This is a genomic window from Kitasatospora sp. NPDC004531 (assembly GCF_053602195.1).
This window is the reverse complement of record NZ_JBSGDD010000063.1, coordinates 24,649-45,943: the sequence shown is the minus strand read 5'-3', so window position 1 is coordinate 45,943 and position 21,295 is coordinate 24,649. Positions and strand designations below refer to the sequence as shown.

Here is a 21,295-nt window from a genome sequence, read left to right as displayed (position 1 = left end):
CGTGTCCATCCTTCAACCCTACCCAGGCGTAACCGGCGGGTTCAGCCGGTCCCGGTCCGTGGACGGGGCACCACGTGGACGTACTCCGGGCCGTTGACGATCAGCGACGGGACCCGGGGCGGACGCCGGCCCGGTTCGGCCGGCGCGAGGTCGGGCAGCCGCTCGAACAGGGTGCTCAGCGCCACCTCCGCCTCCAGCCGGGCCAGCGGCGCGCCGACGCAGAAGTGCGGGCCGTGGCCGAACGCCAGGTGGCCCTTGTCCGCGCGGCTCGGGTCGAACACGTCCGGGCGGTCGGGGTGCTCCTGCGGGTCCCGGCCGGCGGCGGCGAAGCCGATCATGATCGGGTCGCCCTTCGCGATCACCACGCCCTCGCCGAGGTCGATGTCCTCCAGCGCGTAGCGCAGCGGGAGGTACATGACCGGGCCCTCCAGCCGGAGGGTCTCCTCGATCACGTCCGCCCAGTCGGTCGCGCCCGCCCGCACCCGGGCCAACTCCTCGGGGTGGGTGAGCAGTTCGAGCGCGGCGCTGGCGATCAGGTTGACCGCCGTCTCGAAGCCGGCGGCGATCATCGTGAACAGGGTGCCGACCAGCTCGTGCTCCGCCAGCGGCTGTTCGCCCGGCCGGTCGGAGAGCAGCAGGTCACTGGTCAGGTCGGCGCCCGGGCAGGACCGCTTGTACGCCGCCAACTCGCCGAGGCGCTCGTAGAGTTCGCGCTGCACGGCGAAGGCGACGTGCTCCGGCAGCGAGGAGTTCAGCGCCCGGTCGATCAGGGCGCCCAGCGCCTCGCGCATCTCCTCCGGCACGCCGAACAGGTCGCAGATCACCGTCATCGTCAGCGGCCTCGCCAGCGCCGCCCGCAGGTCCGCCCGCTCGCCCGGCGCGAGCGCGCCGAGCTCCGCCACCAGCCGGTCCGCCGTCGCCTGCACCTGCGGGCGCATCAGCTGCACCCGGCGCGGCAGGAAGGTCGGCGCGATCCGCCCCCGGGCCGCCCGGTGCTCCTCGCCGTACCGGTTCACCAGGCTGTCCTGGAACGCCACCGACCCCAGCACCCACCCGTCCGGCACCTCCCCCACCCCCGGCCAGTGCCGCCGGAAGTCCCGCGAGACCCGGGGGTCCGTGGTCAGCGCCTGGATCACCCGGTGCCTGGTCACCGACCAGGCACCGATCCGCCCCGGCAGCTCCACCCACACCGCCGGCCCCCGCACCCGCAGCCCCGCCGCCTCCGCATGCACCGCCCCCGCCGTCGGATCGAGGAACGGACACCTGGACACCGCGGAATCGGACACGGCGAGCTCCCCTCACAAAGGCCCGGACCGCCCCATGCTCCGCCCCCCGCCCGCCCACCGGAAGCCTCCCCCCGACATTGGCCCGATCCCGCCCATAGAACCCCAACTCCCGCCCCACCAGGCACAGTTGGCGCGGCCCCGGTGCTCAGGCGGAGGTCAGGGAGACCGAGGCTTCCGGGGTGTGGAGTTGGAAGGTGAGGGATTCCTGGAGGTAGAGGTGGACGGTGGTGTCGTCGTGGGAGAGGTAGCCGATGGAGAGGTCCTCGCCGAGGTGGAGTTCGAAGTCGCCGCCGCGGGCGGAGAGGAGGATGGCGCCCTCGACGGCGGGGGCCCAGACGATGTCGCCGTCGAGGAGGCGGGCGAGGTGGTTGTGGACGGGGTAGCCGTGGTCGGAGGTCTCGTTGACGGCGGTGTAGGTGTCGGCGCCGAGGAGCAGTGAGTAGGGGCCGCCGACGCCGGCCAGGCGCAGCGCGGTGAGGGCGCGGCTGACGGCGTTGGGGTAGTCGCGGACGTCGGCGGGCAGGGCGACGGGGTGGTTGCTGGAGCCGTCGCGGATGCCGGTGATGCCGGCGGCGGGGTAGCCGTCGAAGACGGCGCGGTCCTCGGCGAGGGCGATGGTGCGGGCGGCGTCCTTGACCGGGTCCCAGTCGGAGTCCTTGGAGCCGCGTTCGACGTCGTCCACGGCGGCCCGGGTGACGGTGAACGGGACGCGCAGTTCGACCAGCGCCTGGCATTCGCGGGCGCGGGCCAGCACGCCGTTGGCGGGGGCGGCGATGTCGGCGAGGTGGCCGGTGCCGACGGCGGCGAGTTCGGGGCCGTCGGGGCCGAGCAGGTCGACGACCCGGCGGCCGGCCAGGTGGAGGGTGAAGGTGCGCCGGGCCTCCTCCTCGATCTCGGTCCAGGCGGCGGTGGAGACGGGCGCCAGTTCGCGGTGCAGGTTGTTCACGGTGCGGTACTCCTCTTCAGGCTGCCGATGCGGAGACTGCCGTCCCGGGCCGCCGGGGGTGCGGACGGGGCCGGTGGCTGCGGTGCGGACGGGGCGTCGGCCCGCGCGGAGCGGGCGGCGCCGCCGGGCGCGGGCGGCGGGTCGCCGAGCAGGTCCGCGCTGGGGACGTGGAAGAGGGTGCCGGTGACGGCGGTGGAGAAGTCCAGCAGGCGGTCGTGGGCGGCGGGGCCGCGGCCGAGGAACATGTTGCGGAGCATCTCCTCGGTCACCCACGGGTCGCGGGCGTAGCCGATGAAGTAGGTGCCGCACTCGCCGCCTTCGGTGAACGACCCGAACGGCATGTTGAGCCGCCAGATGTCGAGGTCCTCGCCGTCGGGGCCGGTGACGGTGTTCAGCGCGACGTGCGAGTCGGCGGGCTTGGCGGCGTCGTCGAGTTCGATGTTGTCGAGCTTGGTGCGCCCGATGATCTGTTCCTGCCGTTCGGTGCTGAGCGCGTTCCAGCCGTCCATGTCGTGCAGGTACTTCTGCACCACGACGTAGGAGCCGCCGGCGAACGCCGGGTCCTCGTCGCCGATCAGGACGGCCTCGCGGGCCTCGTCGCCGATCGGGTTCTCGGTGCCGTCGACGAAGCCGATCAGGTCGCGGCGGTCGAAGTACCGGAAGCCGTGGGTCTCGTCGAGGACGGTGACCGCGCCGCCGAGCCGGCCGGTGACCTTGGTGGCGAGTTCGAAGCACAGGTCCATGCGTTCGGCGCGGACGTGCAGCAGCAGGTCGCCGGGGGTGGCGGGGGCGAAGTGGCGGCGGCCGGCGAGCTCCCGGAAGGGGTGCAGTCCGGCGGGGCGGGGGCCGTCGAAGAGGCGGTCCCAGGCGGCCGATCCGATGCCGACGACCAGGGCCAGGCCGTCGTCCGGGGCGCGGCTGCCGACCGAGCGGGTCAGCCCGGCGAGGTCGGGGAGCAGCTCGCGGACGGTCTGCTCGCCACCCTCCTCGACGGCGAGCACCAGGAACACGGCGGCCCCGGTCAGATTGGCGAGGACCGGTTGCGGCTGCGGCATGGAGAGGGCTCCCAGGGACGGCCGGGACGTTCGGACGCCCGCCGACCATATCGGGCAAAAGCCCAGGAACCCTGCGATGTTGCTCCGATCGGGCGTGTCCCCGGGCGGCTCAACGGGGGTGGTGCTCGCGGCGGTCCTGCCGCAGCCGCGCCAGCTCGTCGGTCATCCGGGTCAGGAACCGCACCACGGTGGCGACCTCCCCGGCGTCGAACTCGGACCGCACCCGGTCGGTGCACTGCGCGACCGGCGTGAACCAGTCGAACGCGAGGCGGGCCGCGTCGGGGTGGTAGTGCACGTGCACCTGGCGCCGGTCGGCGGTGTCGCGGGTGCGGTGGACGTGCCCGGCGCGCTCCAGCCGGTCCAGCACGGCCGTCACCGCGCCCGAGGTGAGGCCGAGTTCGGCCCGCAGCCCGCCGGGCGTGATGCCGGGCGGGTCGCCGGCCCGCAGCACCGCCAGCAGCGCCTGCACGTCGGTGGCGTGCAGGCCCTGCGCGGCCGCGAAGTCGTGCCCGAGCAGGTTCATCTCGGACGCCAGCCCCTGCAGCAACCGTCCGAACTCCCGGTCGCCGTCCCGCTGCGCCACCACTGCGCGCTCCTCACTCCGTGTGCCCACCGCCCGACCGGACGACCCTAGCGCCCCGGCACGCCGCCCCGATCTCTCAATCATTGAGATATCCTCCCGCCCATGCCGCCCTCCCCGCGCCGTGCCAGGTTCCTGCTTCCGCTCGCCCTGCTGCTGGTCTGGCTCGCCCTCGGCGGCGCGTTCGGGCCGTTCGCCGGGCGGCTGGGCGAGGTGTCCACCAACGACGGGGCGGCGTTCCTGCCGCGCAGCGCGGAGTCCACCCGGGTGGCCGCGCTGGAGCGGGAGTTCCGCACCGACAGCACCCTGCCGGTGGTGCTGGTCTGGGAGTCCCAGGACGGCCCGGTCGACGACCGGCTGCGGGCCGGGGCGGGCCGCGCGCTGGAGGCCGCCGCCCGGGTGCCGGGGACCACCGGGCAGGCCTCGCCGCTGCTGCCGTCCGAGGACGGGCGCGCCCTGGAGGCCGTGGTGCAGCTGCGCGCCGACCTCGGACCCGACACCAAGGTCGCCGTCCGGGAGATCCGCGAACGCGCGCAGGCGCCGGGCGCGGTGAGCGGCGTCGCCGGGCCGGCGGCCGTGCTGGCCGACCTGTCCGGGGCGTTCGCCGGCATCGACGGCCTGCTGCTGGGCGTGGCGCTCGGCGTGGTGCTGCTGATCCTGCTGCTGGTGTACCGGGCCGTGCTGCTGCCGCTGCTGGTGATCGCGGGCGCGGTGTTCGCGCTGGCGGTGGCCTGCGCCGTCGTGTACGCGCTGGCCCGGCACGGCGTGGTGCGGGTGGACGGGCAGGTGCAGGGCCTGCTGTCGATCCTGGTGATCGGCGCGGCCACCGACTACGGGCTGCTGCTCTCCGTCCGCTTCCGGGAGGAACTCGCCGCCGGGCAGGACCGGTTCGACGCCGCCCGCACCGCGCTGCGCCGCTCGGCGGAGCCGGTCGCCGCCTCGGGCCTGACGGTGGGGCTCGGGCTGCTGGTGCTGCTGCTCTCGGATCTGACCAACAACCGGGCGCTGGGCCCGGTCGGCGCGATCGGCATCGCCTGCGCCGTGCTCTCCGCGCTGACCTTCCTCCCGGCGGCGCTGGCGCTCTGCGGCCGCGCCGCGTTCTGGCCGGCCCGGCCCACCGCCGGGACCGGTTCGGGCCGGCTGTGGCAGCGGGTCGCCGACCTGGTGGCGCGCCGGCCCCGGGCGCTCTGGGTGGGTTCGGCGGCGGTGCTGGCCGCGCTGGCCGCGTGCTCGCCGCTGCTGGACGCCCGCGGCGTGCCGCAGTCCGAACTCTTCACCACCGCCCAGCCGTCGGTGGCCGCGCAACGCCTGCTGTCGGCGCACTTCCCGGGCGGTTCGGGCAACCCGGCGGTGATCGTCGCGGACGCCGACCGCGCGCAGCAGGTCGCCGCGGCGGCCGCGACGGTGCCGGGGGTGGCCTCGGTGCGCCCGTACACCGGCGGCGCGCCGTCCGACCCGCCGGTGGTCGCGGACGGCCGGGTGCGGCTGGACGCGACGCTCGCCGACCCGGCCGACAGCGACGCGGCGCTGGCCGCGGTCGGACGGCTGCGGACGGCGGTGCACGCGGTGGACGGGGCCGACGCCCTGGTGGGCGGCTACTCGGCGCAGCAGGCCGACATCCGGACGACGGCCCGTCACGACCGGGCGCTGATCATGCCGGTGGTGCTGCTGTGCATCCTGGCGGTGCTGGTGCTGCTGCTGCGCTCGGTGCTGGCGCCGGTGCTGCTGGCGGCGACGGTGGCGCTGTCCTACCTGGCGACGCTGGGCGTCTCGGCGCTGGTGTTCCCGCACGTGTTCGGCTTCTCCGCGACGGACCCCTCGGTGCCGCTGTACGGGTTCGTGTTCCTGGTGGCGCTCGGCGTGGACTACAACATCTTCCTGATGACCCGGGTCCGCGAGGAGAGTGCCGAACTCGGCACCCGGGCAGGCGTGTCGCGCGGACTCACCGCGACCGGCGGGGTGATCACCTCGGCGGGCGTGGTGCTGGCGGCGACCTTCGCGGCGCTGGGCGTGATCCCGCTGGCGTTCCTGGCGCAGATCGCCTTCATCGTGGCGTTCGGCGTGCTGCTGGACACCCTGCTGGTCCGCTCCCTGCTGGTGCCCGCCCTGGTCCACGACCTCGGCGGCCGGGTCTGGTGGCCGGCCCGCCGGGCCGACTGACCGCTCGCGGCGTCAGCCGCCGGCGACCGCCACCGCGGCGGTCAGTGCGAGCAGCGCCGCCAGGCCGCCGTAGACGGCGAGGTGGAAGCGGCGGCTGCGGCCGGCGAAGCGCAGCCAGTGACGGCCCGGTTCCCCGACCGGCTCGCCGATCAGCGCCCCGAAGGCGGCGCCGGCCAGCAGCGCGCCCGGGAAGTAGCCGAGCAGCAGCCAGCCGGGGCCGGCCGCGACGTCCGGGTCGGCGGCGAAGCCGTCGCGCAGGGCGGCGGCGAGCACGAGCAGCAGCAGGAACAGCAGCAGCGCGACCAGCAGGGCGGGCCGCCGGTTCACCGAGCGGCGCCCCCACAGCGCGCTCAGCGTGGTGCCCACCGGGACGATCGCCACGCCCAGCAGCCCGGACGGGAACGCGTTGTCGCCGATCAGCGCCATGACGCCCCAGCCCAGCAGGAGCACCGCCAGGCCCAGCCCGGACCCGAGCGCGGCGGCCCGCAGCCCGGCGACCGCACGCGAGCGGTCGTCCTGCGCGTGCGAGCGGTCGTCCTGCGCCATGAGCTCCTCCACTCCCCCGACCCTACTGGGCGTTGAGCACCGCGATCCCCGACTCCCCCTCCTCGAAGCGGGCGAACAGCTCCGCCAGCGAGCCCACCGGCCCGGCGTGGTCGATCAGCAGCACGGCCTGCGGTTCGCCGTCCTGCTCAGCCGGTACGAAGTCGGTGACCAGCTCGCGGCGCAGCAGCGTCACCCAGCCGTCCTCGGTCTCGTCCAACTGCCGTACTGTTTCGGCCGGTTCGTCGTCGAGTGCGGAGCGCGGGGCGACCAGGGCGACGGCCAGGCGGTCGGCGGTGCGGGTGCAGCGGGCGGCGAGGTCGAAGGGCAGCAGGTAGAAGACGCCCTCCTCGCCCTCGTGGCCCCGGCCGAGCAGGCGGCAGGCGAGGCGTTCGCCCGGGTCGGCGGAGTCGCTGTCGACCGAGAGCAGCACCCCGACCTCGTCCGGCCCGAACGGCGGCACGGCGGTGATCCACATGCGTGAGGAGTCGTCCATGACGGCCAGCCAAGCACACGCCGGTGACGACACCGTCCGCCGGCCGACGCCCACTCAGATCGGATTGTCCTACCGGGATTTGAAGAATGGGCGGTCCGGTTGTGAATGCTGTGCGAGGATCGCGGTCGGTCCTGCCGACCCGCGCCACCGAGGCCCCGACGGGCCGGCGGCGGCCGAGCGCCGGCGGGCCCACCGACGACTGCCGTCCAGCGAGCGACCGCGCTCCTGCGGCCCCCGCTTCACCGCGCCGGACCGGGTTCGCCCGGCACCGGCGCGGCCCGACCCTGATGAAGGGCGTTCATGTCTCCATCCGCTCCCGCCGTGACGCCGGCCCGCCGCGCGGCGGCGCTGCTCGCCACGGCGACCACCACCTTCGGCCTGCTGACCCTGGCCGCCCCGGCGCACGCCGACGCGACCGTGCAGCTGACCGGTCCGGCCGGGCCGCTGCCGGCCAACAGCCCCTACACCGTCACCCTCGACGTCCCCGCCTCGAAGACCACCAGGGTCAACGTCAAGCTGTCGGGCGCCGCCGCCACCGTGACGGCCGCGACCAGTTCGGCCTGGGACTGGGGGTGCGACTTCGCGGCCGGGGCGTCGTCCGGCTCGTGCTGGAACCTCGCGAACCTGCCCGGCCCGGCGACGATCACCCTCACCGTCCTGCCGACCGCCGGCGGAACCGTCACCACCGCCGCCGAGAGCCGCGACGGCCGCGACCTGCCGATCGGCGGGGCCACCCTCGACACCGCGATCACGGCCCCGGCGCCCACCCTGGCCGGCCTCGAACCCGGCCACGGCCCGCTGGCGGGCGGCACCGCCGTCACCATCACCGGCACCCACTTCACCGGGGCGACCGGGGTCTCCTTCGGCTCCGTCCCGGCCACCGCGTTCACCGTCGTCAGCGACTCCCGCATCACCGCCACCGTGCCCGCCGGCGCCGCCCCCGGCGCCGTGGCGGTCGCGGTCACCACCCCCGGCGGCACCGCCTCCGGCGTCCAGTACAGGTACGACGCCCCGCCGGTCGGGACGTACACCTACGCCGAGGCCACCGACCCGAAGTCCGGCTCGGTCGTCCACCCAGGCGACAAGGTGACCTACACCGTGACCGTCGTCCAGCACGGCGACGGCCCGGTCAAGGAAGCCCGGATCGACGACGACCTGTCCGAGGTGCTGGACGACGCCGACTACAACGGCGACGTCCAGGCCGACGCCGGCACCGCCGCGGTCAGGAACGGGAAGCTGGCCTGGGACGGCGACCTCTCGGTCGGCGACCGCGCGACGATCTCGTTCTCGGTGACCGTCCACGGCAAGGGCGACCGCCGACTGACCACCGACCTGTTCGCGCCGGACGACCCGCGCGGCGACTGCGCGACCGAGACCGGCTGCGCGAGCGACCTCACCGTCGAGGACGCCGTCACCCCGTCGCCGTCGCCCTCGCCGTCTCCGTCGCCCTCGGACAGCAGCGAGCCGCCGAGCAGCCCCTCCCCGTCCGCCTCGGCGACGACGCCGCCCGCCACCCAGGGCCCGTCGACCGCCGGCTCCTCGCCGGCCTCGGGCGTCCTCGCCAGCACCGGCGCCGACACGCTCGGCACCGCGGGAGTCGGCGGCGCGCTGCTGATACTCGGCGCGCTGACCGTCGGCCTCAGCCGCCGCCGGGGCCGCCACAACTGACGGCCGTGAGCAGCACGGGGTGGTCCTGGCAGCCCGCCGGGGCCACCCCGCTTTTCGTCGGCGGGCGGGGCGGTCGACGGCCTACTGGGCCGAACCGCCGCCCGTCCAGCTGTGGTTGGCGGCGCGGTGGTGGCGGGCCGCCGCGGCGTCCCGGGCGACTTCGGCCCGGTGGGCCTCGGTGGGGTCGTGGGCCGGGCGGCGGCGGAAGGGGCGGGCGGCCGCGCGGGCGGCGGAGACGGCGAGCTCGATCAGGCGTGGCACAGCGGTTCCCCCGTTCGGCGCCGGGCGGCCGGTCGCGCCCGGACGTCGGAAGCCTACCCAAACCGCTTGTGTTTCACGTCACTTGACGGCGTACCAGTGGCCCCGGACGGCGTCGGTGGGGCGCGGTTCGCCGAGTTCGGGGGCGCCCCAGCGGGCCAGCGCCTCGATGACGGGGCGCAGCTCGGCACCCCGGTCGGTGAGCTGGTAGACGGTGGCGTTGGCGGGGCGCTCCAGGCGGCGGCGCTCGACCAGCCCCTCGGCCTCCAGCTGCTTGAGCCGGGTGGCCAGGATGTCGGTGGAGACGCCCGGCAGGTCGGCGTGCAGGTCGGTGTAGCGGCGCGGTCCGCCGAGGAGCTCCCGGACGATCAGGAGGCTCCAGCGTTCCCCGACCGCGTCCAGGGCGCGGGCGACGGCGCAGTACTGGTCGTAGCTTCGGCGTGGCATGCCGTCAGCATAGCCAAGAGGTTGGACTTTCCAAGTGCTCACTTGGTAGAACGAAGCAAGCCGGCCGCAGGGGCTCGGTGACGGGTCGGGAGGCCGCTGATGGAGTTTCGCCAGTCCAGCAAGCTGAAAGACGTGTGCTACGAGATCCGCGGCCCGGTCGTCGACACCGCCAACGCCCTCGAAGAAGCCGGCCACAGCGTGCTGCGCCTGAACACCGGCAACCCGGCCCCGTTCGGCTTCGAGGCGCCCGAGGAGATCGTCCAGGACATCGTCCGCAACCTCACCAACGCGCACGGCTACAGCGACTCCCGGGGCATCCTGCCGGCCCGCCGCGCCGTGGTGCAGTACTACCAGCAGCGCGGCGTCCCGAACGTCGGCGTGGACGACGTCTACCTCGGCAACGGCGTCTCCGAGCTGATCCAGATGAGCGTGCAGGCGCTGGTCGACAACGGCGACGAGGTGCTCGTCCCGATGCCGGACTACCCGCTGTGGACGGCCGTGGTGACCTTCGCGGGCGGCAAGGCGGTGCACTACCTGTGCGACGAGGAGTCCGACTGGTACCCCGACCTGGACGACATCGCCGCCAAGATCACCGACCGCACCAAGGCGATCGTGGTGATCAACCCGAACAACCCGACCGGCGCGGTCTACCCGAAGGAGCTCCTCGAAGGCCTGCTCGACCTGGCCCGCCGCCACAACCTGCTGGTCTTCGCCGACGAGATCTACGACAAGATCCTCTACGACGGCGCCGAGCACCACTGCCTGGGCGCCCTCGCCGACGACGTCCTCACCCTCACCTTCAACGGCCTCTCCAAGGCCTACCGGGTGGCGGGCTTCCGCAGCGGCTGGCTGGTGGTCTCCGGGCCCAAGCAGCACGCCAAGGACTACCTGGAGGGCCTCACCATGCTGGCCGGCATGCGGCTGTGCCCCAACGTGCCCGCCCAGTACGCCGTGCAGGCCGCGCTCGGCGGCCGGCAGTCCATCAACGAGCTCGTCCTGCCGAACGGGCGGCTCACCGAGCAGCGCGACGTCACCTGGCGGGCCCTCAACGAGATCCCCGGCGTCTCCTGCGTCAAGCCGCGCGGCGCGCTCTACGCCTTCGCCAAGCTCGACCCGGCCGTGCACCGGATCGTCGACGACGAGCGCTTCGTGCTCGACCTGCTGCTCCGCGAGAAGATCCACATCGTCCAGGGCACCGGCTTCAACTGGCCCCGCCCCGACCACTTCCGGTTCGTCACGCTCCCCCGCGCCGACGACCTGGAGACGGCGATCAACCGGATCGGCCGCTTCCTCGCCACCTACCGGCAGTAGCGTCCGCCCCCGCCTCGGCGCCCGCCTCAGTGCCCGCCGAACGGCCGCGGCGGGCTCTGGGACGGGGACGGCCGGGGCTCCTTGCCCGGCTCGGCGGCCAGTGGGGGCGTCGGCCAGCCGTCCAGGCTCGGCATCAGCTTCTCGGCCAGCCCGTTCAGCAGCAGGCCGTTCACCTCGCCGCCCTGGACGTCCCAGATGATCAGCTCCAGCGAGCCGCCGCTGCCGTCCGCGTTCTGCGCGACCGTCAGGTGGTCGGCCCGCCCGCTGGTCCGCCCGACGGGGGCGGCGGTGCCGGGGCCGAGCGGGATCGCGATCGTCGAGTCCGTGTAGTGCATGGTGGGCCGGCCCGCGACGCGGTCCAGGCCGGCCACCACGTCGAGGACCTTGCTGTCCGCGTCGTACGGCCGGGTGGAGTGCACCGCCAGGGCGACCTTGACCGTGCCGATCTGCACCTCCGCCGCCGAGTCGGGCGCCAGCAGGAAGCTCGCGGGCTGCGCGATCGACACGCGCTCACCCGGCAGCTTCAGCAACTCCGGCAGATCGGGCCGATTCAACGCGGCGCAGGTCTCCGGATAGCGCGGACCGGCACTCTCGGAGCCCGGCTTGCAGGCGGCCGGCCCGGCCCCCGACGGCGTCCGCCCGGGAACCCAGAGCACCGCACCCAGCACGACCAGCGCCCCTACCGCCGACGACGCCCACCAGATCGCATTCCGCCGCGCCGACTGCTCCGCCACGCCCCACCCTCATGATCATCCTCAATCGAAACCAGGCGAACCTAGCACATTCATTCGAGTCCGAACCGCCCCTCCCCACCGGGGACTTCGGCGCAGGCAGCGGTCGGCACCGGCACGAACAGGCCCGCGCGGTCGCGGATCGACAACAAGTCGATCACTCCACCCGCCCGGGCGGACCCGCTGTTCCACACTGCGGGGCATGCGAATCACCCGCGTCCGCGCCTTCGCCCACCGCCAACTCCAGGGGCGCACCCACCCGTTCGACGACCGGCCGGGCCTGGTCACGGAGCACGCCGACCGGCTCGCCGCCGCCGTCGCCGACCACACCCGCGACCCGCTCACCGTCGCCGCCGTCCACGTGTACGCGCTGACCCGGTACGGCGGCTGGCGGCGCCCGCGCCTGCTCGCCGCCGGGATCGACCCCCGGCTGATCGACGCCGCCGAGGCCGTCCGGGCCGAGGCGGCCGTGCTGCTCCGGCTCTCCGCCAAGTCCCTGGCCCGGGGCGCCCTGATCCGCGACTGCCGGCACGCCGTCCTGGGAACGGCCGACCGGCACGCCGGCCACTGGGCCTGGCAGCGGGCCAGGGCCGACCTGGCCCGGCACGGCGCCCCCGACGCCGCGGGCGTCCGCCGGCTGATCGCCGACCTGGAGTCCGCCGACCCGGAGACCTTCCTGTACGCCAGGGAGATGCTCGACCAGGTCCGCCCCGCCGCGGCCGTCGAACCGCTGCTCGCCGCCGCCGAGCGGATCGACCCGGCCGAGGGCCTCAACAGGCGGCTCGCGCTGACCCTGACCGCCTTCGGCTGCATGACGCCCGCCCACCTGCCGCTCGCGCTGCGTCTGCTCGCCGGGCCCGGCCATCAGGTGCGCAGCGGTGCGGCCGGGTTCCTGCGCCGCCTCGACGACCCCGCCGCCCGCGCGGCCGTCGCCGCGTACGACCTGGAACAGCTGCGCGCCCTGCTGGGACTCGCCGAGGACGAGCCGACGCCCCGTCAGCCGCCGGAGATCTCCCGCCGACTGGTCGCTGTGATCACTGCCGGCCGGCCGAGCCTGGACACCTTCGGCGCCCTCCACCAGTACGGCGACGCCTCCGCCCTGCCCGCGCTGACGGCCGTCCTCGGCCACCCCCTCCCCTGGATGCAGCGCGCCGCCGACCGGGCGATCGAGGCGATCGGCGGCGCCGAGGCCCGCCGCCGGGCCGCCCTCGCCGTCCTGCGCGACCCGGACGCCGGGCATCACAAGGCCGCGTACGTCGCCGGACTGCTCGGACTCGCCGAGGCCGTGCCCGAGTTGATCGCCATCGTCCGCAGCGACCACGACCCGGCCCGCCACGAGGCCGTCATGGCGCTCGGCCGACTCGGCGCGACCGAGGCGGTGCCTGCCCTGATCGACGCCTTTCACCGCTTTGCCCGGCTACGACAGACGCTGGTCCCTGCCCTGCTGCGGCTCGACCCCGAACCCGCCGTGGACCTGCTCCTCGCCGAGGCCCGCAGCACGAACGCCGACTACCGCGAGCTGGTGCTGAACGCCCTTGCCCGCTGCACCGACCGGCGGGCCACCGACCTGGTCGTCACGGTGCTGCTGCACGGCGCGGTCCGGCCCGCGCTGGTCGCACCGCTGGCCGAGCGCAGCGACCCCGAACTGCTCGGCCTGTTCGTCGAGTTGGTCAACACCACGAGCAGCCGGAAGATCCGCCTGCTCGCCACCCACGGCATCCGGCGGATCGCCGCCGCCGACCCCGCCCTGGTCCAGCGCTCGATCCACTCGATCCGGGACGAGACCTCCCGGGCCTGGCTCGAACCCTGGCTCCCGGACGGGCCGGAGCGGCTGAAGCGGCTCGCGGAGGCTGCCCGGAAGGACGATCGGCGGGTGCGTGCGCAGGCGGTCAAGTCCCTTGCCGCGATCGGCGGTTCAGAGGCGCTGGCGGTGATCCGGCAGCTGCGCGAGGACCCCAGTCGGCACGTCCGGGCCTGCGTCGCGGGCGTACTGCGCGGCCGCGCTCCGATCTCCGATCGGTAACGAAGGCGTCACTCGAACTCCACGTCTCGCACACACTCGGAAGGATGGCGTCCCGTCCCGCCAACTCCCTGCGAGAAGAGCCGTGTTGTCCCTCTCCCTCCGCCTGCGCCGGGCCTCCGCCGCCGGTGCGCTGCTGGCCGCCGCCCTGTTCGCCACCGCCTGCGAGCCCGACGGCGGCGTGCCCGCCGTACCGTCGGCGCCCGCCGCCGCCGTCAGCAGCAGCGCGCCGTCGCCCAGCGCCTCCCCCACGCCCTCGCCGTCGCCCACCCCGACGCCTTCGCCCACTCCGAGCCCGACGCCGACGGCCGAGACGCCGAGCCCGGCGGCCGAGACGCCGACCCCGCAGCCGACGCCGCGGACGACCACCGCCAAGCCCCCGGCGGATCCCACCCCCACCAAGGAGGCGGCGGGCTGCCACCCGCTGTCGAACGCGGGCAACTGCTACAAGGCGGGCCAGTTCTGCCGGTCGTCGGACCACGGGGTGGAGGGCACGGACGCCTCGGGGCGGGCCATCCGATGCGAGGACAGGAACGGCTGGCGGTGGGTGGCGGTCTGACGCCCGCTCAGCGGCGCGGCCCGTACATGATCACGCCGACCCCGGCCAGGCAGATCAGCACGCCCAGCACGTCCCAGCGGGTGGGGCGGAAGCCGTCCAGGACCACGCCCCACAGCAGCGAGCCCGCCACGAAGACGCCGCCGTACGCGGCCAGCACCCGGCCGAAGTCGGCGTCGGGCTGGAGGGCGGCGGTGAAGCCGTACAGGCCGAGGGCGACCACGCCGAGGCCGGCCAGCCACCACGGGCGGGCCTCGCGGACGGACTGCCAGACCAGCCAGCAGCCGCCGATCTCCAGCAGGGCGGCCACCGCGAACAGCAGGATCGAACGGGCGGTACTCACCGCCCCACCCTAGACGCCGCCCCACCAAGGACGGCCGCGCCCCCGGGCCCGACAGCACCGGGTCCGGGGGCGCGGGCCCGCCGTCAGTGGCCGTGCTCGCTGCGGCCCGCGCGGCGGGTGATCGAGTAGTGGTCGATCCGGGTGCCGTTCTCGGCGAGCGCGGTGACCTCCATGGTGCTGGTCGCGCCGCGGTGCGCCGGGGTGACGTCCACCTTGATGAACGAGTAGCCGGTGTAGCGGACCCGCGACCAGTGCACGGTCTCCGCGACCTTCACGCTGCCCTTGTCGAAGTGGTAGGTGACCACCTCGTCCTGGTGGTTCTCGTGGCCCTCGTAGGTGTCGGGGGCGTCGAACGAGTACAGGCTGCGACCGGCCGCGCCGGCGGTCACGTACACCACGCCGTCCTTGACCGGGTCGATGCTCGCGCCGCTCGGCACGGCCTTGCTGACCTTGTTGCCGAGGATCGCGTCGGTACGCTCGTACACGTGGTTGTGGCCGTTGATGACCAGGTCCACCCGGTACTTCTCGAACAGCGGCACCCAGGCGTCCCGGACACCGCCGTCGGAGGCGTGCTGGTGGGTGGTGGAGAACGCGCAGTGGTGGAAGAAGACGACCACGAAGTCGATCGCCTCGTCCGCCCGCAGCTCGCGCAGCTTGCGCTCCAGCCACTCGGTCTGCCGGCCGGCGGTGATGCCCAGGTTGGCGGGGATCTCGTAGGAGACGTCGTTGGCGTCCAGCGAGACGACGCCGACGTTGCCGTACGTGAACGCGTAGACGCCGGGCGCCTTGCGCGGGTCGGGGCCGTTGGTCGGCAGGGTGAAGCGGGCGTCGTCGCCGCCGTACCCGTTGTGCGAGTACCAGGCCTCCATGTCGTGGTTGCCGTAGGAGACCATCCACGGGACCTTCGCGGCCACCGTCTCGGTCTGCGCCAGGAACGCGTCCCAGGTCAGCGCGTTGTACGCGACCTTGTCGGCGTCCTGGCCCTGGCCCATCGGGTCGGCGTAGCAGATGTCGCCGGCGTGCAGGTGGAAGACCGGCTTCTGGGCCAGGATGACGTGGTCGTTGCCGGCCGCGTGCGAGGAGACGCCCTGGTCGCCGAAGGCGGTGAAGGTGAACGGCTCGAACGGGCGGCCCCGCCGACCGTGGCGGGACGGCGCGGTGGTGAAGGTCTGCAGCGTCGAGATCGCCTGCTGCGAGGCCGGGTCGAAGCCGTCGTGGCCGACGCCGTAGTAGTAGGTGGTGCCGGGCTGCAGGTGGTTCAGCTCCACGTGCAGGTAGTACTGGTCGACCGGGGTGCCGGTCGGGGTCAGCGCGGGGGTGTGCAGCGCCCGGACCTCGGCCTCGATCCTGTGGCTGAGCTCCCACGGGTGGCGGCCGAAGCGCAGGAACGGCTTCTTCACCGGCGCCGGCACCTGCCAGGAGACCCGCATCTGGGTGTCGGCCTCGGCGCCGAACTGCAGGTGGCGGCCGACCGGGGCGACCAGCGCCCCGGACACCGCGTCCGCCGCGCCGCCCTGCTTGACGGCCGGGTCGGCGAACGCCGTGCCGGAGCCCAGCGCCCCGCCGACGGCCAGCGCGCCGACCGTCACCGCGCCGGAGCGCAGCAGGGTCCGGCGGGAGAGCTTGCTGCGCAGGTACTCGTGCTGCTCCGCCATGTTCATCCGGGCAGCGAGCTGGGCGGGCACGCCCATGTTGGGGATATCCATGCGCGGGAGACTGTCAGCGGCCGGTGGCCGCAGCCCGGATGGGCGGTGAACGGGCGTCATCGCGCCGGTCTGGCCGAGCACATGATCCGACCATGTGTTGGCAAAACCGCCGACGCGACGCCCCTGCCGCCCCGACCACGCCGCCCCGTCGGCCGTCCCCGCAGGTCACGGCGGGTCACGGCGGGTCACGGCGGGTCACCCGCACCGGGCCCGGAAATCGCGGTGCGGCGTCCGCGGAGCGCCGGATAGGTTCGGAGGATGACTGCGACCGAGACCCAGCGCCGCCCCGTTCCCTTCGTCGACAGCGGCGAACTCGACACCGCCCTCGCCTTCCTGGGCTTCGCGCGGGAGTGCGTGCTGAAGAAGACCGAGGGCCTGACGAAGGAGCAGCTGCGCCGCGTCCTGGTGGGGACGGGGACGAACCTGCTGGGCCTGGTGCAGCACCTGACGGCGGCCGAGCGGTACTGGTTCGGCCACCACGTGGCGGGCGAACGGGCCTACCAGGACGTGGACTTCGGCATGGAGGTCGCGGCGGGAACGAGCGCCGAGCAGGTGCTGGCCGGCTACCGGGAGGCGATCGCGGCGAGCGACGCCGTGGTCCGGGAGTCCGCCGACCTGTCCCGGCCGGTCGCGGTGCCGGTCCGCGACGAGCTGCTGTCGGTGCGCTGGGTGCTCGCCCACATGACCAGTGAGACGGCCCGGCACGCCGGTCACGCCGACATCCTGCGCGAGCAGATCGACGGCGCGACCGGCCGGTAGCCGGGATCAGGCGGTCGCCGCGGCCGCCGCCCGTCCCGCCGTGCGGCCGGTGAACAGGCACCCGCCCAGGAAGGTGCCCTCCAGCGAGCGGTAGCCGTGGATGCCGCCGCCGCCGAACCCGGCCGCCTCGCCCGCCGCGTAGAGCCCGTCCAGCGCCGTGCCGTCGGCCCGCAGCACGCGGGATTCGAGGTCGGTCTGCAGGCCGCCCAGCGACTTGCGGGTGAGGATGTGCAGCCGGACGGCGATCAGCGGTCCGGCGGCCGGGTCGAGCAGGCGGTGCGGGGCGGCGGTGCGGATCAGCTTGTCGCCGAGGTAGCGGCGGGCCGCGTGGATGGCGCTGACCTGGAGGTCCTTGCCGAAGGGGTTGGCGATCTCGCGGTCGCGGGCCTCGATCTCGGTGCGCAGCGCGGCGGCGTCGAGGGGCGGGGCCCCGTTCTGCCGCTCGTTCATGCCGCGCACCAGTTCCTCGACGGTGTCGGCCACCACGAAGTCCGCGCCGCGCTGCTTGAACGCCTCGACCGGCCCGGGTGCGCCGGGCAGGGCGCGGCCGAGCACCTGGCGGACCGAGCGGCCGGTCAGGTCGGGGTTCTGTTCGGAGCCGGAGAGGCCGAACTCCTTCTCGATGATCTTCTGGGTGAGCACGAACCAGGTGTGCTCGTGCCCGGTGCGCATGATGTGGTCGAGGGTGCCGAGGGTGTCGAAGCCCGGGAACAGCGGGACGGGCAGCCGGGCGCCGGCGGCGTCCAGCCAGAGCGAGGACGGGCCGGGCAGGATCCGGATGCCGTGCTTCGCCCAGATCGGGTTCCAGTTCTCGATGCCCTCGGTGTAGTGCCACATCCGGTCGCCGTTGACGAGCCGCGCGCCGGCGGCGGAGGCGACGTCCAGCATCAGGCCGTCGACGTGCGCGGGGACGCCGGACAGCATCCGGGCGGGCGGGGCGCCGAGCCGGGCGGGCCAGGCGGCGCGGACCTTGTCGTGGTTGCCGCCGATGCCGCCGGAGGCGACGACCACGGCCTGGGCGCGGAGTTCGAAGTGCCCGGCGACCTCGCGCGAGCTGGCCTCGCCGCGCTGCACGGCGGACGGCGCGAGGACCTCGCCGGTGACGGTGTCCAGCGCACCGCCGCTCGCCGCCAGGCCGGTGACGCGGTGCCGGAAGCGCAGCGTGACGCGTCCGGCCCGGACGGCGTCGCGGACCCGGCGGGCGAAGGGTTCGACCAGGCCGGGTCCGGTGCCCCAGGTGATGTGGAAGCGCGGGACGGAGTTGCCGGGGCCGCTGGCCAGCAGCCCGCCGCGTTCGGCCCAGCCGACCACCGGGAACAGCCGGTGGCCCATCGCGCGCAGCCACGCGCGCTTCTCGCCGGCCGCGAAGTCGACGTACGCCTCGGCCCAGCGGCGCGCCCAGGTGTCCTCGTCCCGGTCGAAGCCGGCCGTGCCGAGCCAGTCCTGCCAGGCGAGTTCGCGGGAGTCCTTGATCCGCATCCGGCGCTGTTCGGGCGAGTCGACCAGGAACAGCCCGCCGAAGGACCAGTGCGCCTGGCCGCCGAGGGAGCCGGCGGGTTCCTGGTCGAGCAGGATCACGCGCCGTCCGGCGTCGGCGAGTTCGGCGGTGGCGGCCAGGCCGGCCAGTCCGGCTCCGATCACGATGACGTCGGCGTCGAGGGCCATCCGGAATCCTTCCAAAGGCGGGAGTGATCCCCGATCCTGCGGCCATCCGGCCACCTGGTCAACCCGCCGGTAACAAAAGGCCCCGCCCCGCCGCGCGAGCGACGGGGCGGGGCCGGAGCGGACCGTCAGGGCTTGATCCGGACGACCTGCGGGTCGTGGTCGGAGGCCTGCGCGGCGAACTCGCTGTTGATGTGCACCACGTCGTAGCGGACGTGCTGCTGCTTGAACGCGGGGCTGACCAGGATGTGGTCGAGCACCTGCGAGTTGCCCTGGTAGACGTACGAGTAGCGCTCGCTCGCGGGCAGGTCGTTCACCAAGTCGCGGAGCACGCCGCCCTTGGTGAGGGTCTGCAGCGCGGGCGAGAACTGGTAGTCGTTGAAGTCGCCGAGCGAGACGATCCGGGCGTTCGGGTCGGCGGCCTCCAGCTTGGCGACGAACGCCTGCTCGACGGCGGCCTGCTTCTGGCGCTGCACCTCGGAGCTGCGGGTGGGGGCCTGGAAGCGGCTGTCGATGCCCTGGTCGCCGCCCTTGCTGTTGAAGTGGTTGGCGATCACGAAGACCGGCTTGTTGTGGAAGCTGAACTGGCCGACCAGCGGCTTGCGGCTGCTGTTCCAGGCCTCGTTCCCGGGGTCGATGCGGCCGGGCGAGGCGGTCAGCGAGGTGCGCTTGCCGGTGCCGGTGACGTCGACGGCGGTGGTGGAGTCGCCGCCGGGGATGTCGGTGAAGGAGACCCGGTCGGGGTTGAACAGGAAGACCTGGCGGATGTTGCCGCCGGGCTCGCCGCCGTCCTTGCCGTCCACCGGGTCGACGGAGCGCCAGTCGTAGGCGGGGCCGCCGGCCGCCTTGATGGCGTCGATGAAGGTCCGGACGGTGGTGGAGGCGTCCACGGTGCCGTCGTTGACGGCGCCGTTGTTGTCCTGGATCTCCTCCAGGGCGACGATGTCGGGCGAGCGCAGGTTGGTGACCACGGCCTGGGCGAGCTCGGCGAACTTGGCGGCGCCGTCGCTCGGGTCGAGGTTCTCCACGTTGTAGGTGGCGATGGAGAGTTCGCTGGGCAGCTGGCGGTCGGCGACCTCGCGCTGCAGGCCGTTGTCCTGCACGGCGCCGACGGTGTTGGCGGCGATGGTGTAGCCGCCGAACTGGTTGTAGTCGAGCGGGCCGGCGGTGGCGCCGGTCAGCCGGTCACCGACGTTGGCGACCGGGAAGGGGTGCTCGGTCAGCGGCGGCAGCGACTGGATCATGATCCGGCCGCTGTTCGGCTTGTCGTAGCCGAGGTAGACCACGCCGCCCCGGTTGGTCCGCGGGTCGGCCGAAGTGGCGTCCACCCACAGCTCGTTGTACTTGTCGGTGGCCTGCACCACGGGCACGTCGCGGACCTCGACGTTCATGCCCTCCAGCGACTCGTACAGGTCGAGGGCGTACTTCGACGGGTCCAGCGGCAGGTTGTCGATCGAGGCGCCGCCGTTGTCCGGGGCGTACCCGGCCGGGATGTTGGCGGCGTCCAGCACGACGGGGGCGGGCACCGCGTTGCCGGCGGACAGCACGACGACCTTGGCGCCGGTCAGCTCGGTGACGGACTGCGAGCCGCCGGAGCTGTTCGGGTAGTACTCGCTCACCTTGGCGGTGACCAGCACCGAGTCGCCGACCTTGACGGTCGGGTTGGCGGAGCCGGTGTAGACGAACACGGCCTCGCTGGTGGCCGGGTCGGCGTCGGCGTTCGGGTCCTGGATCCAGAAGCCCTTGGTGCCGTAGCCGCGCACGCCGGTGACCACGCCGGGGACGTTGGTGACGGTCTTGGTGTTCAGCGGGGATATCCGGGTGGCGCCCTGGATGTCGTGGATCCGCACGGCGCCGGGGACGGGCGGGGTGGTGCCGCCGTCGCCGCCGCCGGGAGTGCCGCCGCCGGTGCCCGCGCCCTTGGAGTTGACCGGGGACGGGTCGCCCGCGGTGAGGTCCTTGGCGTTGTCGTCGGTGTCGGCGAGCGCGGAACCGCGCGCCACCGAGGCCGAGTTGGACGCGCCCGCGGCCGGGCCGCTGCCCTCGCGGACCACCGCGGAGCCGAAGCCGACCAGGTCGACGATCCGGCTGTCGGCGGCGCAGTCGGCGGCGGTCTTGCAGCTCAGCGGGGCGGTGCCGTTGACCAGCGCGACGGTGCCGGAGGTGGCGGACAGCGCCAGGCTGCCACTGGCGTCGGCGGCCGGGAGGTCCACGGTGCCGCCGGCGCCCGGCGCCTCGGCGATCAGGTAGCGGCCGCCGGCCGGGACCGAGCCGTTCAGCGGGGTGACGCCCCACTGGCTGGACGCGCTCGGGCTGCCGGGCAGGTACTGCACGCTGTAGCCGGACAGGCCGAAGGCCGCGCCGGTCGGGTTGCCGAGCTCGATGAAGTCGTTCTTCAGCGTCGCACCGGAGTTGCCGCCGCCGCCGTACACCTCGGAGATCACCGCACCGGTGGACGGCGCGGCGAACGCGCCCGGCAGCGGGACGAGGACCAGGGACGCGGCGACCGCGGCCGGCGCGGTGACGCGCAGCAGCGTGCGGCGGGAGCGGCGGGCGGGGGTGGGGCTGGGCACCGTTGCGGGGCTCCTTCGTGGCAGGACCATGGCCCGGTCGCCCGCACGGGGCGCCGGGTGGCGTCGAGGGTTCGTCAGAAGGCTGACTGCCGGGGCCGGTCCGGCCTGCCGGCGGCCCCTGATGGCTGATCACGTGATCCAGCCAGAAAGATACGCGCGTAGAAGTTGACCCGACAAGGTCCCGGACGTGAACTT

The 21,295-nt window shown here is 74.1% G+C and carries 18 protein-coding genes and 1 pseudogene; 6 read left to right on the top strand and 13 right to left on the bottom strand.

Going from position 1 to position 21,295, the window contains the following annotated elements:
- Positions 1-41 precede the first annotated feature (41 nt).
- The 4 genes from ACWEMJ_RS23435 to ACWEMJ_RS23420 form a co-directional block, all read right to left on the bottom strand.
- Positions 42-1,286 carry a cytochrome P450 family protein gene (locus tag ACWEMJ_RS23435; protein WP_452139060.1) on the bottom strand — a complete coding sequence of 415 codons (1,245 nt, stop codon included), beginning with the start codon at positions 1,284-1,286 and terminating at the stop codon, positions 42-44.
- 145 nt (positions 1,287-1,431) lie between these two features.
- Positions 1,432-2,232 (bottom strand): family 1 encapsulin nanocompartment shell protein, encoded by an 801-nt coding sequence (locus tag ACWEMJ_RS23430; protein ID WP_452139059.1) that lies wholly within the window; start codon positions 2,230-2,232, stop codon positions 1,432-1,434.
- Positions 2,229-3,287 carry a Dyp-type peroxidase gene (locus tag ACWEMJ_RS23425; protein ID WP_452139058.1) on the bottom strand — a complete coding sequence of 353 codons (1,059 nt, stop codon included), beginning with the start codon at positions 3,285-3,287 and terminating at the stop codon, positions 2,229-2,231. Before ACWEMJ_RS23425 ends, ACWEMJ_RS23430 begins: the two co-directional genes overlap by 4 nt.
- Before the next feature lie 109 nt (positions 3,288-3,396).
- Positions 3,397-3,873 (bottom strand): MarR family winged helix-turn-helix transcriptional regulator, encoded by a 477-nt coding sequence (locus ACWEMJ_RS23420; RefSeq protein ID WP_452139057.1) that lies wholly within the window; start codon positions 3,871-3,873, stop codon positions 3,397-3,399.
- Between the two features lie 99 nt (positions 3,874-3,972).
- Between ACWEMJ_RS23420 and ACWEMJ_RS23415 the strand changes: the two genes are divergently transcribed.
- Positions 3,973-6,027 carry an MMPL family transporter gene (locus ACWEMJ_RS23415; RefSeq protein WP_452139056.1) on the top strand — a complete coding sequence of 685 codons (2,055 nt, stop codon included), beginning with the start codon at positions 3,973-3,975 and terminating at the stop codon, positions 6,025-6,027.
- Positions 6,028-6,039: 12 nt separating this feature from the next.
- Here the strand turns inward: ACWEMJ_RS23415 and ACWEMJ_RS23410 are convergent, their stop codons facing one another.
- On the bottom strand, positions 6,040-6,585 hold the full coding sequence (locus ACWEMJ_RS23410; protein ID WP_452139055.1) for a hypothetical protein: 546 nt from the start codon (positions 6,583-6,585) through the stop codon (positions 6,040-6,042).
- 10 nt (positions 6,586-6,595) lie between these two features.
- A complete protein-coding gene (locus tag ACWEMJ_RS23405; RefSeq protein WP_452139054.1) occupies positions 6,596-7,066 on the bottom strand; it encodes a hypothetical protein in 471 nt (156 codons plus the stop codon).
- A 300-nt stretch (positions 7,067-7,366) separates the two neighbouring features.
- Between ACWEMJ_RS23405 and ACWEMJ_RS23400 the strand changes: the two genes are divergently transcribed.
- On the top strand, positions 7,367-8,734 hold the full coding sequence (locus tag ACWEMJ_RS23400; RefSeq protein WP_452139053.1) for a DUF7927 domain-containing protein: 1,368 nt from the start codon (positions 7,367-7,369) through the stop codon (positions 8,732-8,734).
- A gap of 81 nt (positions 8,735-8,815) precedes the next feature.
- On the opposite strand, the gene ACWEMJ_RS23395 is transcribed toward ACWEMJ_RS23400, so the two are convergent.
- Positions 8,816-8,995 carry a hypothetical protein gene (locus tag ACWEMJ_RS23395; protein WP_452139052.1) on the bottom strand — a complete coding sequence of 60 codons (180 nt, stop codon included), beginning with the start codon at positions 8,993-8,995 and terminating at the stop codon, positions 8,816-8,818.
- A gap of 84 nt (positions 8,996-9,079) precedes the next feature.
- Positions 9,080-9,439: pseudogene (locus ACWEMJ_RS23390) on the bottom strand (winged helix-turn-helix transcriptional regulator); the annotation flags it as partial.
- Between the two features lie 99 nt (positions 9,440-9,538).
- Between ACWEMJ_RS23390 and ACWEMJ_RS23385 the strand changes: the two are divergent.
- A complete protein-coding gene (locus ACWEMJ_RS23385; RefSeq protein WP_452139051.1) occupies positions 9,539-10,750 on the top strand; it encodes a pyridoxal phosphate-dependent aminotransferase in 1,212 nt (403 codons plus the stop codon).
- Positions 10,751-10,776: 26 nt separating this feature from the next.
- Here ACWEMJ_RS23385 and ACWEMJ_RS23380 read toward each other — a convergent pair whose 3' ends face one another.
- Complete coding sequence (locus tag ACWEMJ_RS23380; RefSeq protein ID WP_452139050.1) at positions 10,777-11,484, bottom strand: DUF6215 domain-containing protein; 708 nt, start codon at positions 11,482-11,484, stop codon at positions 10,777-10,779.
- Between the two features lie 199 nt (positions 11,485-11,683).
- Here ACWEMJ_RS23380 and ACWEMJ_RS23375 point away from each other — a divergent pair, with 199 nt between their 5' ends.
- Positions 11,684-13,504, top strand: a complete 1,821-nt coding sequence (locus tag ACWEMJ_RS23375) for a HEAT repeat domain-containing protein (protein WP_452139049.1) — start codon at positions 11,684-11,686, stop codon at positions 13,502-13,504.
- A gap of 85 nt (positions 13,505-13,589) precedes the next feature.
- Positions 13,590-14,060, top strand: a complete 471-nt coding sequence (locus ACWEMJ_RS23370) for a hypothetical protein (RefSeq protein WP_452139048.1) — start codon at positions 13,590-13,592, stop codon at positions 14,058-14,060.
- A gap of 7 nt (positions 14,061-14,067) precedes the next feature.
- Here the strand turns inward: ACWEMJ_RS23370 and ACWEMJ_RS23365 are convergent, their stop codons facing one another.
- Complete coding sequence (locus ACWEMJ_RS23365; RefSeq protein WP_452139047.1) at positions 14,068-14,400, bottom strand: YnfA family protein; 333 nt, start codon at positions 14,398-14,400, stop codon at positions 14,068-14,070.
- A gap of 83 nt (positions 14,401-14,483) precedes the next feature.
- Positions 14,484-16,106 carry a purple acid phosphatase family protein gene (locus ACWEMJ_RS23360; protein WP_452139046.1) on the bottom strand — a complete coding sequence of 541 codons (1,623 nt, stop codon included), beginning with the start codon at positions 16,104-16,106 and terminating at the stop codon, positions 14,484-14,486.
- A 258-nt stretch (positions 16,107-16,364) separates the two neighbouring features.
- Between ACWEMJ_RS23360 and ACWEMJ_RS23355 the strand changes: the two genes are divergently transcribed.
- Positions 16,365-16,865 (top strand): DinB family protein, encoded by a 501-nt coding sequence (locus ACWEMJ_RS23355; RefSeq protein WP_452139045.1) that lies wholly within the window; start codon positions 16,365-16,367, stop codon positions 16,863-16,865.
- 6 nt (positions 16,866-16,871) lie between these two features.
- Here ACWEMJ_RS23355 and ACWEMJ_RS23350 read toward each other — a convergent pair whose 3' ends face one another.
- Both ACWEMJ_RS23350 and ACWEMJ_RS23345 read right to left on the bottom strand, forming a co-directional pair.
- Positions 16,872-18,530 (bottom strand): FAD-binding dehydrogenase, encoded by a 1,659-nt coding sequence (locus ACWEMJ_RS23350; protein ID WP_452139044.1) that lies wholly within the window; start codon positions 18,528-18,530, stop codon positions 16,872-16,874.
- 125 nt (positions 18,531-18,655) lie between these two features.
- Entirely contained in the window at positions 18,656-21,100 is a 2,445-nt protein-coding gene (locus ACWEMJ_RS23345) for an endonuclease/exonuclease/phosphatase family protein (RefSeq protein WP_452139043.1), read from the bottom strand.
- Positions 21,101-21,295: the final 195 nt, after the last annotated feature.